The sequence below is a fragment of the Flectobacillus roseus genome, from assembly GCF_030056595.1.
Taxonomy (GTDB): Bacteria; Bacteroidota; Bacteroidia; order Cytophagales; family Spirosomataceae; genus Flectobacillus; species Flectobacillus roseus.
On the sequence record NZ_JASHIF010000002.1, the window covers coordinates 472,535 to 486,505 of the forward strand.

Annotated in this window: 13 protein-coding genes; 4 read left to right on the top strand and 9 right to left on the bottom strand. The window is 33.2% G+C overall.

Annotated features, from left to right (window positions below; all coding sequences use genetic code 11):
• Positions 1–3: 3 nt before the first annotated feature.
• Positions 4–534, bottom strand: coding sequence for a hypothetical protein (locus tag QM524_RS02195; RefSeq protein WP_283343280.1), 531 nt, complete (start codon positions 532–534; stop codon positions 4–6).
• A gap of 405 nt (positions 535–939) precedes the next feature.
• Between QM524_RS02195 and QM524_RS02200 the strand changes: the two genes are divergently transcribed.
• Entirely contained in the window at positions 940–2,721 is a 1,782-nt protein-coding gene (locus QM524_RS02200) for an AIPR family protein (protein WP_283343281.1), read from the top strand.
• Between the two features lie 413 nt (positions 2,722–3,134).
• Here QM524_RS02200 and QM524_RS02205 read toward each other — a convergent pair whose 3' ends face one another.
• From QM524_RS02205 to QM524_RS02230, 6 genes are all read right to left on the bottom strand, one after another.
• Positions 3,135–3,440 (bottom strand): hypothetical protein, encoded by a 306-nt coding sequence (locus QM524_RS02205; RefSeq protein ID WP_283343282.1) that lies wholly within the window; start codon positions 3,438–3,440, stop codon positions 3,135–3,137.
• Positions 3,441–3,546: 106 nt separating this feature from the next.
• A complete protein-coding gene (locus tag QM524_RS02210; protein ID WP_283343283.1) occupies positions 3,547–3,720 on the bottom strand; it encodes a hypothetical protein in 174 nt (57 codons plus the stop codon).
• A gap of 680 nt (positions 3,721–4,400) precedes the next feature.
• The gene (locus QM524_RS02215; protein ID WP_283343284.1) at positions 4,401–4,658 is read right to left on the bottom strand and encodes a hypothetical protein; all 258 of its coding nucleotides are present in this window, start codon (positions 4,656–4,658) and stop codon (positions 4,401–4,403) included.
• Complete coding sequence (locus QM524_RS02220) at positions 4,631–5,968, bottom strand: hypothetical protein (RefSeq protein ID WP_283343285.1); 1,338 nt, start codon at positions 5,966–5,968, stop codon at positions 4,631–4,633. Before QM524_RS02220 ends, QM524_RS02215 begins: the two co-directional genes overlap by 28 nt.
• A 274-nt stretch (positions 5,969–6,242) precedes the next feature.
• A complete protein-coding gene (locus QM524_RS02225; protein WP_283343286.1) occupies positions 6,243–6,755 on the bottom strand; it encodes a hypothetical protein in 513 nt (170 codons plus the stop codon).
• A gap of 90 nt (positions 6,756–6,845) precedes the next feature.
• The gene (locus QM524_RS02230; protein WP_176464455.1) at positions 6,846–7,010 is read right to left on the bottom strand and encodes a hypothetical protein; all 165 of its coding nucleotides are present in this window, start codon (positions 7,008–7,010) and stop codon (positions 6,846–6,848) included.
• A gap of 178 nt (positions 7,011–7,188) precedes the next feature.
• Here QM524_RS02230 and QM524_RS02235 point away from each other — a divergent pair, with 178 nt between their 5' ends.
• A complete protein-coding gene (locus tag QM524_RS02235; RefSeq protein ID WP_283343287.1) occupies positions 7,189–7,548 on the top strand; it encodes a GIY-YIG nuclease family protein in 360 nt (119 codons plus the stop codon).
• A 397-nt stretch (positions 7,549–7,945) separates the two neighbouring features.
• Here the strand turns inward: QM524_RS02235 and QM524_RS02240 are convergent, their stop codons facing one another.
• A complete protein-coding gene (locus tag QM524_RS02240) occupies positions 7,946–8,140 on the bottom strand; it encodes a hypothetical protein (protein WP_095160541.1) in 195 nt (64 codons plus the stop codon).
• A gap of 216 nt (positions 8,141–8,356) precedes the next feature.
• Between QM524_RS02240 and QM524_RS02245 the strand changes: the two genes are divergently transcribed.
• Both QM524_RS02245 and QM524_RS02250 read left to right on the top strand, forming a co-directional pair.
• On the top strand, positions 8,357–8,716 hold the full coding sequence (locus QM524_RS02245) for a helix-turn-helix domain-containing protein (protein WP_283343288.1): 360 nt from the start codon (positions 8,357–8,359) through the stop codon (positions 8,714–8,716).
• A gap of 1,946 nt (positions 8,717–10,662) precedes the next feature.
• Entirely contained in the window at positions 10,663–11,325 is a 663-nt protein-coding gene (locus QM524_RS02250) for an SMI1/KNR4 family protein (RefSeq protein WP_283343289.1), read from the top strand.
• 2,317 nt (positions 11,326–13,642) lie between these two features.
• Here the strand turns inward: QM524_RS02250 and QM524_RS02255 are convergent.
• Positions 13,643–13,864 carry a hypothetical protein gene (locus QM524_RS02255; protein WP_283343290.1) on the bottom strand — a complete coding sequence of 74 codons (222 nt, stop codon included), beginning with the start codon at positions 13,862–13,864 and terminating at the stop codon, positions 13,643–13,645.
• Positions 13,865–13,971: the final 107 nt, after the last annotated feature.

Genomic DNA, 13,971 nt, shown 5'->3' on the forward strand with positions numbered 1-13,971 from the left:
AAACTAATTTTTTTGTAATGTCATTTCATATTTGTGTGAGAAGAAATCGGAATCAAATTTAATGATAAGATTTGACCCAGTAATAGTCATCGCACCAACACATCTTCGATTTGAAGTCCCGTCAAATGTTACAATACTTTCATCAATTTTGAATGATGTTTGACTCTCAGCTTTTACTTTTGAAAACCTGAATATATCACTTACAAGGCTTTCTTGATAAATATTGTAACTAACATAGCCACCTAATTGTGTTAGTTCTACGCTTATGGTATTTTTGTCAACTTTGTTGATTTTAATAATCGCTTTTCTGATAGTTTTATTCTGAGTGTTACAACACGAATATAACATTGTTCCTGAAAATGTCCCTACAAAATTATCACTTGGTTCAATAACATTTGTGATTTTGACAGTCTTAGGTTTTGTATTTTGTCCAGATTTGCCTTTTGCTGTTGAGTTAATTGTATAGTCTTTGTTTGAATCATACTGTACAGATGTTTTTTTTCTATTGAATTGATTCCATTGCCAAAATCCCATTCATAGGTATCAGCACCAGTTGATTTGTTGGTCAGAGTTCCCTTCCCATTTTCGGCTAAACTTACATCAAAATCTGCAATTACTGGTTCGTCCTTGGAGCAAGAAATTAGTACGAGAAATAGTAGTAGATAATAAAAAAATTTCATTTTGAATTTTAGGTTGTGAATTATTAATTGATTTATTTAATGCTAGTTGTGAACTTCATGTAAATGTTAGAACTATGAAGTAGGCGCAAAGGTAAAATAAGTATTTGTTTTGGCTATAAATCTAAGTGCTGTATACTAAATTTAAGTTTTCCTATGAAAATCAGTGTAGTTACAGAAGCATATTTTAGATTGAGAATTCCTACAAATCTTCGACATATAAAAGTTTACAGTTTATTGAATATTGACTTTTGTTAATAAAATGCAAAACCTAATTTTTTTATATATAATCTTAGCTTTAAAGAATTTTAAAACTGTAATTTGTAAATCAACAAAAGAATTTATTCAAAATAACTTTATTACCCCTATGAGCAAGTTAATAGTAAATAGAATTAAAAACTATCTTGAAAAGACTTTTAAAGGTAAAATTGATTTAAGTGATCTACCAACATCAACTAAAGATGAAGAAAAGCAAAATTTTTTCTTGACCAGAGCCTTAGCCGCTTATGCACTAACAATAGAGGCTGTTGCGGATATTGACACTGCCACCTCTTCAATAACCGATGGTTTTGATGATAATGGAATCGATGCAATTTACTATAATAGGTCAGCCAAAATACTTTGGCTAGTTCAAAGCAAATATATTCATAGTGGTGTTGGAGGTATTGATAATGGAGACGTGGAAAAATTCACAAAAGGGGTTAAAAGATTAATTGATGCAGATTTAAAAAAATTTAATAGCAAGGTTAATAATAAAAAAGATGAAATACTGGAAGCTTTAGATGATTCAACTGTTAAAATACAAATAATATTCGCATATACTGGCAAAAAACTCTCAACTCATAATTTAGACTCAATAACAGAGCTTTTAGATGAACAAAATGAAACGGAGGAACTTTTAATGTTTACTGATTTCAACATAGATAAAGTTTATAAAGGGTTAGAAACTGGTGGAGGAATTGCCCCAATTAACGAAGATATTACAATTTTAAACTGGGGTCACATAGAACAACCATTTAAATCATATTACGGTCAGATTGCTGGAACTGATTTAGGCAATTTATGGGATAAATATGGTAGGAGACTTTTTACCGAGAATATAAGAAATTTTTTGGGTGTATCTACTGTTAATGATGAAATTATTAAAACTATAAAGACAGAGCCAGATAACTTTATCTATTTTAATAATGGTATAACTATTTTATGCGAAAGTATTAAAAAGAAGCCTTTAGGTGGTGCAGATAAACTAGTTGGTGCATTTAAATGTAATGGGATTTCTGTAGTAAATGGAGCACAAACGCTTGGCTCAATCGGTTCACTTCATACTAGTAACCCTAACGAATTAAGTAAGGTAAAGGTAATGGTAAAATTTATTTCACTCGAAGACAGTCCAGAAGGTTTTGGACAGAGAATTACCATTGCAACAAATACTCAAAATAAGGTAGAGAAAAAAGATTTCGTATCATTAGACACTGAGCAAGCAAGATTGAAAATTGAACTTAAACTAGAAAACATAGAGTATCATTATAAAAGAACAAATGAAAGAATTATTGTGGATGAAAATAATTATCTACTAGAAGAGGTTGGATTTAGTTTAGCTTCCTTATTTAACAATGTTGATTACTCAACAATGGTAAAAAAAGAATCTGGGAGGTTGTGGGAAGATGTATCTAAACAGCCATATACAGATTTGTTTAATCAAAACACCTCGGCGCATAAGATTATAAAAGCAGTAAGAATATACAGATATATTTCTAAAAAGATGGATGAAATGGCTTCAAAAGTTGAGGGTAGGGAAAGAAGTATTTATCGATATGGTAACTCATTCATAACTCATATTATTTGTCAAAAAATCAACAAAGGAATTTGGGCTGACAGTTTTCCAAATTTTGAAGATTTTTTTAACAAAGATCTTCCTAATATAGCAGACGATTATATAATTCAATTGAAAAAAGCAATCGAAACCGAGTATCCAGAATCTATGATTGTTTACGTTCTTAGGAATTATGGTAAATGTAGACATCTAAAAACTTTGATGAGATAAATTATAGTTTAAAAGTTGAATGCAATCGACTTTTCGGAATATACACATAATAGTATTTATTGGTACTAAAATAATTGTATATTAACATAACAATATTTTAAATTGGAGCAAAAAATAGAGCTAACGGTAATTCTTTGCTCCAATCTTAAATATGATTAAGTCTTAAAGATTATTAAATTTCCACACTCATGCCTCCGAAGTAGTGACGCTTTATTTTCAGGTAACCGTTCTTTTTCAATTTTATGAGTTCTGGACTTACAGAAAACATAGTACTTTACAGTGTTGCCACAATTAACGATGGGTCAATACTTGCAGACTTTTGAACTCTAAAATGTGCTGAAATTAGTTGGAATTGCCTGTAGCAAACTATTCTGATTACTTGGTATTCATACAGGTCAATGTTTAGTTCTATGCTATTTATCATATTTCTTTACCATTTTCGAAAACTCATTGAATAGCTTCATTGTGTCCTTCATGCCTTTATTATCCTCTTTGAGAGTTTTAATCTCCTTTTCAGCATTTAGTTTATACTTAGCCAAATCTTCCTTGACGTTGTATAGCTCATTCTTTTTTCGGATATAGTCTCGAATGATGAATTCTATAACAGATTGACCCGTTTTGAGACCTTCTTTGTCCATGACGTTGTTCATAATTTGAACTAAGTCTTCGTTTTCGACGCTGTCCAAAGCTCTGATTGTCAGTTGTGTAAATTGTTTCATTTGATGAGTGCTAAAAAAAGTAAAACAAGAAGTGCAGTAATGATATTGGAGACAGATTCTGCAAAAAACTCTATGTTAAAAGCTTCTTTCTGAGCGGTGGAGTTTCTCATACAAGTTCGCAAGTGTCGTTCAAATAAAAAGTCCAATTATCACCTGCTTGGTCTGTGAAGTAGACTCTGTTCTTGTCAATCTCTCCAGTGTAGACACCACCGATTTCTAATTCACTTTGTGAGCTTCTACAATCTTCGAAGCGCAATACTCTAAACTCTACCTTTTCCATTGTTGAATGCTTTTACGATTTCTTTAGTATTCTTTAATTGCTTTTTATCGACCATTTGGGGATAGTGCGCTTTCAAACACTTTTCACAAGCCCAAACTTTACACTTTTTACCAAGGGGTACAGTTCTTGAAAGGAATGGAGCTTCCTTTTTGCACACATGACATTCCATAGTTTGCTATCAATTTATAGTGAAGATTTAACGGATCTGTTTGCGTAGACACAACAGTGCTTTAATTTTTGCTATCAATTTTTAATTTCTCGAGAGGATATCTAAATTCCTGGGCTTTCATTTTGCTATCAAAAGTTTCTCGTGAAGTAATATGCCAATATCTACACTTGTCACACTCGTAAGCTCGTACAGGCTTTTTGTGATTTTGTTCCAAATATTTAATTGACTCAAGGAACTTATTAGCCTCTTTTTTCGAAATATAAATAACCTTTTTGCATGGGAAATAGACTATTGGTGTTAGTATGATGCCGTCCCGTCGCTGAATTATCCTTTCGAGATTATTGATAATGTACTCTTTAAGTTCTTGATTAAAATAGCTCTTAGCTTGATGTATTCTCAATAGATACTCTGGTGGTACTCTACACAATTGAGTGAATTTGTATTTCCCAAAAGTCAAAAGTGTTTGGTCAGTGTACATAATTACTCGAAGTTAAATCATTGAATATTGTTACTAGCACATAAGAAACCTCTTTAAAGTCTTATCGTATTGGGCTATCATTTTACCATTGAAACCTACTTCGTAAATAAAAGCATTGTCGATGGGGTCTTTAAATCCGCTCACAAGCTTCGAGGCTGATTTGAGACGTTCTGAACTATTTCTACCAAAGATGATTAAATCAGATGCTCCTTTGGTTGGAAGCCATACTCCGTTGGGTAAGATGTACTTTAATTTCCATTTCACTACTGGTGCTGATATTGTTGGTTGCATGGTCTTAGAAAGTTAGTTGTTGTTAGAAAGTTGTTGAATTTTTGTACATAGTCACTATTGGTTTTTACGCTCAACTTGCGATTAAAATATTGTGCTAATTGGGCAATATCCTTGATTTTATTTCCTTGACCACGTGGTACAACACCCGTCATTGGGTATTGCATCATAGTCAATTTGGCACGCTCAAGCTCTTTTTCGAATTCTATCTCTTTAAGTGACTTTTCGGCTTTTTTAGCCCATTGCAACACTACCAAGAATCCTTGTTTTTGGTGTGTTCCATAGTCTTTCGAGAAGTATTTTGTTGGGTGATATGCCTCTCTGTCCTTACGAGCGTCAAAAGCCTGCTTTTTATCTGCCCAATACTGGAGCATCATGCTATAAATCTGCCAGAATTCGAAGGTGTTCTCCTTTGGATTCTCATTTTTAAAGCCGTTAAACACGTCTCTGTGAATCACTTTCTTAATTTCGGACTCAATTGGGGTATAGTTGCGTTGTGGGTAGAACACATCTTTCACATATTTCCAGAAATTGTTTACAATCGTAGCCTTTTCAAGGTCAGTTAAACCTTTTGGCTCTGGTTTTGGTGCATTTTGGTAACGAATCTTGTTGAGATTTCCTTTGCGGTAGGCTTCAAAACGTTCGTCTGAACTGATGAAAGAATTTTCGGCGCCCCCCGTGTTTTTTTCTTGGCAGTTTTCTTGGTCAATTTCAGGGTTTTGGGCTATTTCTTGTTTTTCTTGGCAATTTTCTTGGTGTCTTTCTTGGGATAGGTTTTCCACACCTTCCGCTATATATGAATTATTTAAATTTTCTATTTGGTTAGTTAAGTGTGGCAAAGTTTGCACCTCAGAAGGGGCAAAGGCTTTCAAAATTGTAGTTGGTTTTTCAGTCCAGCTTTGGATTTTTGGCTTGAATTGGTCGATTCCAAGCAATAACCAGAGGTTTAGAGCTATCTTATAGCCATTAACTCTACCTTCTTCAAACTCCTCTACGGTAATCACCCCAAAGGTGCTTAAACGTGCCAAATGGTCTTGTACAGCCCTGCGACTGCAACCACAAAGATTAGCCAAATCCCAACGAGTGACTTGTAAAACTGGCACACGGTCAGAATCAGCCCATAAAGGACTGTTCATGCAGTTCCAGAACTGTTTTAAATACAACGATGCAATGGATTTTAACTTTGATAGATGTGGTTCTCTCAACATGGTACTTTTGGTTACAAACTGAACCTCATTATGCTCTTTAGCAAAAGCATGATACCTTTCGATGACCTTTCCAAATTGGTGACTAAACGTTTTTTCAATTCTCATAATTGTTTTTGGTATGTAGTGACAAAACTTCGCTTGTCAAGGCTTAGAATCATCACTACGCTATTTCCCGTTGCTTCTGCCAGAGAGTCGAACCCTGTGGGAATCTTTAAAGAAAACCCCTTCCAAAACAGATTTAATAATGATAACCTATTACATTATACGTATGAAAATAACCCATATTCATAAAATAAGGGTACTCTACAAGTAAAGCCAACATTGTTGAAATAAACACCCAACCCAAGCGAATCGGGTGTTTATGATGCTCTCTCTAAACTTACTTCATTGTCGGTGCTACCATTCGATAGCCCACAATATCTTTTTTATAATGGTACTCGTATCGTGGATCAACTTTCACGAGCGAGCCGTCAGTCAATTTCAATTGTTGCATGGAGTAACCCGAATAGGCAATTCTCAGGATTTTACTTGATAAATCCACCTCTTTCAATTCCTCCTTTCTCTCCTCAATAATCTCCTCTAAATCAACCTGTTTAGCTACGTTTTTTCGTGGCTCAGGTGTCACTGTTGAGGCTACTTTTCTAGGCTTTTTCCTAGGATTCAAAATCGAGTCAAGCACGTAATAGGGATGCTCAAATTGTCGGTCGGGTGCAAGTATCAGCACCATCAAATCGTAACAATCCATGACATTGATTTTGCAGGTATCAAGCTTGTAATTCTCATGGAAAACCCTAGAATTCAAGCCAATTTCCTTCAGCTTTTGCCGAAAGGTTTCCTGCTGAGAATCATCCATAACGTCATAGACTTTTGAAAGGATATTCGGACGTTTCATAGGCAACTAGTCGGAGGTCTTTTGTTATTTCGATAGTACCATGCCACTAGCAAAGCACCCATCACAAATCCTGCGTATATATGAAAATCGTTAGGCATTATCGTTGTCCTTTCCAATCAATAAATCTCTGAAAAACTTCGAGTTGCAGAGAAGCTCACCAAAGAAGGCCATAAACAAACCTCCCAAACACATGGCAAAGAAAAACTGAATAAGTGGGTCACTCGACAAAGAACGGACGAACTCTGGAATATTCATGGTGTAATAGAGGGTTAAATGAACGTAATGAACTATTAATCCAATCAAATAAATTCACAATAATTTTATATGAAACAACCACATTTGTCTATCTTTAAGGAGGTGGAAAGAAGAGAGTTCTTCTCAGGTTACTCTCTTTAAGCCTTTCCAACCTTACACTTAAAAATAAAAAACAATAATGGCCTACAACTCTCTTAATTCTCAGACTGCACAGTCTATTATTAGTCAAATTAACCAATGGCTAATCAAAAAATCACTTATTTCACCCGACCACCAAAGATGGTATATTGGAATTACAGATGACCCTGAAAGAAGACGTAAGGAACATCTCCGAAATTCCAAAAAAGAAAAGTTTGATGTAAAACACTTTCATTTTTGGCATGCAAAAACAAAGAGGATTGCACGTTCTATCGAATCTTGGGGACATCATCTAGGAATGCTTGATTCTGACCTTGAGGGAAATACCAACGATGACTCAGTATTTGTTTATGTTTACAAAAAGTATCCATTACTCAAACCAAAACGACCGTCGAAGTAGGTGCTATCATAGCAACATCTATTCTAGAAGCTTGAACAACGCTGATGATATTTTTCAGCCGTTGTTCAGCCGAAAAATCTTGGCACAATAACAAATTTATTTCCATAAAGGCATTGTGATAAATGGCATTTTGCTTCTTAAGGACACGGTTCCTTTTTTCAAGAGCCTTTTTGTATTTGTTAAAAGATGTCATTGTTGTTAGATTTATGTGTGACTATTAATTAAATAAAATGCGTAAATCGAAAAGAAGACAGGGGGTGAAAAGTAAAATTTCCAGTTCTAACCTCACCCCGTAATTGTCTTCCTCATTTCCCCTACGCTGAACTGTGTAGGGGAATTTTTGTAATGAGGGTATAAGGATGTAAAGTTGTCTTAATAATGAATCCTAAATACTTTGTTATGCGCCATCAATTTCAAGTAAACTTTTCAAAACTCCTATCTCAGCTTTCGACCAATTATATTCACCTGACATTTTTTCTTGGAAGTTTCGCTCCTTGTATCCAAATGTATTACATACAACATCCTTTATCTGTTTTCGGTCAACTCGTGTCAGCGAGCGATAGGCTTTTTTTATTTCATCCTTCGAAATCATAGATATGTGGTATATTTTTTAATGAACTAAATAACTACAAATCGCACTTTTCGTTTTATATTCGTATATAATTCGTTTTTTGTGCGATTTATGAGTACAAATATCGTACAAAAATGTTATTATCCAAATATTAATCGTACAAAAGTGTGATTTTTATTAAAATATTTAATTTTTGTGTCAAATAGCTTTATTAAAAGCATTTAAAAAGGTACAATTATGAAAAATTTCGCAGAAAAGTTAAAGAAAGCTCTTAAAGAAAAAGGAATGACTCAGGTCGAACTTTGTGAAAAAATAGGAATGTCTCAAGGTGGTATTAAAAGAATGATTGATTCAGGAAGTACCAGAGTTGATACATTAGAGAAAATTTGTGATATTCTTGGTGTTCCTATTACTTACTTTCTGGATGTTGAGACAAAAGAAGAACCTGTAGGTTTTTGGAAGCGATTAGTTGAAGAAGCTACTACAGAAGCACAGAATTGGAAGATTCGAGCTTATCAATTGGAAGAGCAATTGAGCAAAAGCGGAAATTTTAAGTATGTTAGTAGAAGACAAGGCGTGTTGGCAAGTGTGGCTTAGGTTTTTTTTTGCCCCATTTACTAACATTTTTACTAACAGTTGCAAGTTTTGACTTGTAAGCCGTTGATAATCAGCAAGGTCTTAATCCCTACGAGACCACCAAAAGCGAGTCAAACGACTCGCTTTTTTGTTTTTAGCTTCTTTTATCTAACATACTATCCTTAGCCATTTTCTGCGAAAATCTAAAAATTAATGATTAATTAGGGTATTTCCTGATGTATAGAGGTAAATTTAGACAGACTTCTTGGATTTCACTTTAGATTTAGAAAATGTATTAAACTTCAAGTCGGAACACTTTGTCTAGTGAAATCAAAATTAAGAGACAAATACTATCCTGATTTTTACTTAAGTTAAATTGGAAACTATTCGATGATAGTCAATACAAAAGTCATTTTAAGAAAAAAGGCCTTCATTTATTAAAATACAATTGGACATTTTGAGTAGTCAATCCATCATGTCAATTGAGATTTTACTAAAAAGGCCTTCTCTAATTGAATTAAAGCCCAAGAAAGTAATCAGATCCTACAAATTGGATTTATCTTCCTCTATCCTAATGAAAACCCTACCCAAAAAATCATCATATTGTTTAAAGAGTTCTTATCTTAAATGACTAAGAGCATTTGGTTGAGATCCAAAAGATAAATTCACTTACTGCCAGAGGTTTGAGAAATCAATTTGTGAGAATTCCTAAATATCTTTTTATGAAGTAAAATTCAAATTTATGCTCCGATGATTATCACTATTGTTTTGGCATTCCTTTGAGTTGTATTTATTCGTAAAAAAATATGGAGTGCCTACATGAGATATCTGTTTCTAAGACAAAATGTACACGGATATGTGGGTCAAGTGAATTTATTAATATGGATACGGTATAACTACCATTCAGAAGAGGTAAAAGAAAAGGACCTATTTCCTTTACTTATTCAGATTTTGATAATATGAAAGTTTTTCTAACCTCTATTCTTTACACAGGAACATTTACTGGTTTTGTTATGAAATACCCTGGTTCAAAAATTAATTTGCAAATTTGAAATTAGAGTAAGTGGATGGGGAGTAATAATGATAAAATTGATCAGAGGCTAGACTGCGTCTATCCAATGAATTTCCTTTGGTCAATAATACCAACCTCTATAAGCTAACAGTGTCAACGCTTTAATAGCTATTGCAGGGTGGAAGGGCGCACCACAACTTTCAACATATGTGAGCTTTAGGGATTCTGCTATTGAGAGGAGGAAATTTAGGTCAGTGAAGATGCAAACAATGCTAAATATCCAAAGATTCAAATCATTGGACTTCTCCTAGAGAGAAGAATAGTTCTAATTTTTCATAAATAATTAACTACTTGGATGATTATTTGTTTTTAACTCGTTCGTTTTTGGCACTTTCTACTCTATTTAAGAACTCATTCATAGTTTCCTCAGACATCCCTTTTGCATTTATTGTAATGGTCGCGATGGGAGAGGAAATGTAAATTTCTCCTCTCTTTTTCAAAATGGTGTCCAAAGGGCAAAACGCCTGATGGTAAGTATATCTGGTTGTTTTGAACAACTTCTAAAAGCAAAATGATAATTAAGAAAGTTGTGTTAGAAACCACAACAGATTTGCATGAAGAAGTATTCTCAAGCATCATGCTTGTGGTTCTTCCATTTCCAGTTTGCCATATTCGATGTGTAGTTAGGGTTACTTCTCCTGAGACAGAGATTATAAAAGTTTTTCATCGGTAAAGAGTGTCATATAGGTATTTAGATTTGTAAAACTATTATTAAATTAGCAACTCAATAGAAAGCATTCAATGATTGTCTTTCGTTTAATTACGAGTTGTGTGCCTGTAAAGTTAATGTATTTAAAGTTCTAAGACTACATATATGTTCTCACTGACAAGTTCTAAACGTAATTATTTTGAAATAACATTTTGATGTTTCTAACCTTTATTTAAAATTCAAATTATGCTACAAAAAAATTTACAAAGAGTGACCGATTGGTACACTGAAAATGTTCCCAGAATTGTAAAGTATGGACTACAGAAGCCCGTTTCTGATTATCAAATATCAAAACTACAAAAGCTCGTTGGTAAGGAGCTTCCTCAAGATTTTATAGCTCTTTATAAAACTTACAATGGAATTAATATTAACAAAAATCTAGAGAACTTCTTTTTTGGGCTAAAGTTTAATAGCATTGCAAGAGTTATTGATATTCGTAAAAGTTTAATTGATTATCTACCTACCATTCAGAATACGTATGATTTAACTGTTCATTATTGCGATGAACGAATAGATGACAGTAACATTCATAATCCCGATTGGCTAGAGATTGGTAATGACAATTCTCGATGCACACTATTATTAGATTTATCACCTTCAGCGAGTGGAACCTATGGACAAATCATTTTTAGAGACTTTGAATCTGACATTTGCATATGGGTAGCCGACTCTATTTCTGAACTTGTATCAATATTTGCTGACGATTTAGAGAAAGGTCTTTACATTCCATGCATAGAAGGATTTACTCATTTTTTGGAAACAGAGAGAGAAGCGAGCATTATAAATTGGGATAGAACCGAACGATGGAAACCTTATGTTGAGCTGAGAAACTCAAAAATGAATAAATAAAATAGAACTTTAGAGGCTTATTAGATTTTCGATTTAATAAGCCTTTTGTTTTGTATTTTCTTGAGTTCTTCAAAACGGGGAGAATTGAAATTGTTAATTTGTATTATCTCTATTATCAAGCATAATTCAAATACCTGATATGTAAAACTCTTATGAATCAATAAGCATTATTTTGCCGAATATGCTTCTCTAAACATTCATATTTTCATTGAGTTTAAAAAGTATTTTCTGTTGGAACAATACGAGGATTCAAAGATTGAAAAATATCTCTTCTTGGTAAAAAATAATGGATTGTGCCCAAAAAAGGGTGGTTTCGGCTGAACCATTCAAAATATACTAAGTTGAAAAAGCTTAGGGGAAATATCCAGTCTCACAAAATAGTAAGAAAGATAACAGCGTTGGAACACTTGATCCAAAACCTTACCTAGAGATGTAAGAGGCATACCGTTTTGTGCATACTTCTCTTTATCCTACACTGGTTATCGGAAATAAAACATTGAAATAAATAGGTGAAAATCTTAAAATAATTAGACAAGAAAGCCTCGCTTAACAATCATCATACTTTTCATATCGTATAGGATATACCTTTGTTGACTATACGCTTAATGTTTTCGATGTTTCACAAACTACCATTATTGCCATTGTAGGTTAGAAAGATTTAAAACAAATTTCGCGCTATGAAAAGTATAAAGATTAGACCATCAGGAAACAATCCTTGAAAAAGAATGAACAATACCTTCCTGTGGAGTTGCATGAACACTTATTTTAATTAATTGACAGCCTTTTTGCATCTAGTGACTAGAAGAGTAGGATATGATTTAGCTCGATCGACCCCATACAAAGTAACAATAACAAACGAAGCTTTGTAGAAGTAGATAATACTTGAATGAATGAAATTATCAAGTGTGGACTTTTGATAACAAAAAACAAAGTAGTATTTGGTTTCCACACCGTGCGCAATGAAAATACTTTAAAACAAGCAATTACCTCATTACTAGATTCTTTATTTAGTAGCAACTCCTAGGCCTCTATCACAGAAGTACAATTAAAGATTCACAGTTTTAGAAGAAACCTCTACCAAACGGAAGACTACTAATCTGATTTTGTTTGGATTGGTTTATATGTAGGAGTGAAGGTAGAAAGTGTTGTTTGAAAATGTAAGGCTAGATATGTTGATTCGCATAAGCCCTGATAGGAATGTTTTGAACATTTTTGTTAGGGATTTTGATTAGTTGATTTATACATAAGGTAAATCACCCACATAGATTTTTTTTAATAAAGTAGAATCACTGTTGCAATGGTATTTTCTAATTTTATGGTCTTATTGTGGACTTAAAATTTAACTATACTGTTCTAAAAAGTCATTCATACTTAAATAGGTAAAATTTATAAAATCACAGTAAAACGAAAAAATCATATTTAGAAAATCAGTATTAATTGGACTGCTATTTACATTTACATTGACTGTTATTACTGAAGTTCAAGTATCCGCTCAGAGAGGCCACTATAAAAATGGTAGAGGAAGTTCCAATAAAGCAGGAAAGTATAAGAATCCTAGCACAGGAAATCATGATAGAAAACTGCGTTAAAATTAAAAACCTTGAGATTTCTCAAGGCTTCCAAAATTAATCAATTTTTATCACATTACCCTTTCCTGTAACATAAGGCTTATCCCTCACATAATTGAAAACAATCAATAGAAAAGTATAAGACTTTGGAAGTAAACAAAAATTTTTATTCTCCTCAATTGTTTTAGCTATCCCTCTATTGACATCTTCTTGTTGTCTCCATTTTTGTATAAGCTTGAACTTTTGTACCATTTACGAAAATCCCTAAAATGCCTAGTGCTAAAATAGGTCTAAGAAACAATTTATTGAATATTGTTTTTTGTTAAGATTTTCCTCAGGTTACCAGATGGGTATGTATACAAGATTGCTGAACGATATAATAAATGGGGATAATCGATAAATTAGAACCTCTTTTTCCAGGACTTGAATGAAATCCGCTTCGAATCTATGCAAAAGATACCCTTCACATCCAATTCAATTCTCCCAATTATTACATACTACTCCTCTGGCCAAAGCACATCTCCAGTGGGTTGAAAAATTACACTTTGGGCTTGTGAGATAAAAGATTTTTTGAAAGCATCACTCTTTACAAATTTACTTAACTCTTCCATGATTTTTTCCTTAATTGCGTCGTATGAAAGGCCTTCAAAATAGTCATTTGGAAGGGTAAAAAATAGTTCAGTGGGTTGAAATTCTATTTTAATTAGTTCTGTATGGCGATCTTGTTGGTATGTGTTAACGCCATGAAATTAAAGTGTATATTCAAATTCTGAATAGATTAGACCGATTTTATATTCTTTGATTGAATGTGCTGGACCACCTTCATCACATATTTGTTGGAGCCAGCTAGTTACGTTGTCAAATCTTGATTCTAAATCATCGAAAGGAAAGTCTAACTCTTCTTCGATCACAGAAAAGTGTCCATATTTAATAACTGAATTCTCTGGTGTAATTTCTTGGTCATCAGACATAATGCTAGGAATTTATAAGGTGAATAAAAACGTTTTTGTGATCTTTGATTTATAACATGGAGTGTTTATCTCAATAATTTAAAATATTGTCAATTCCTTATAAATAT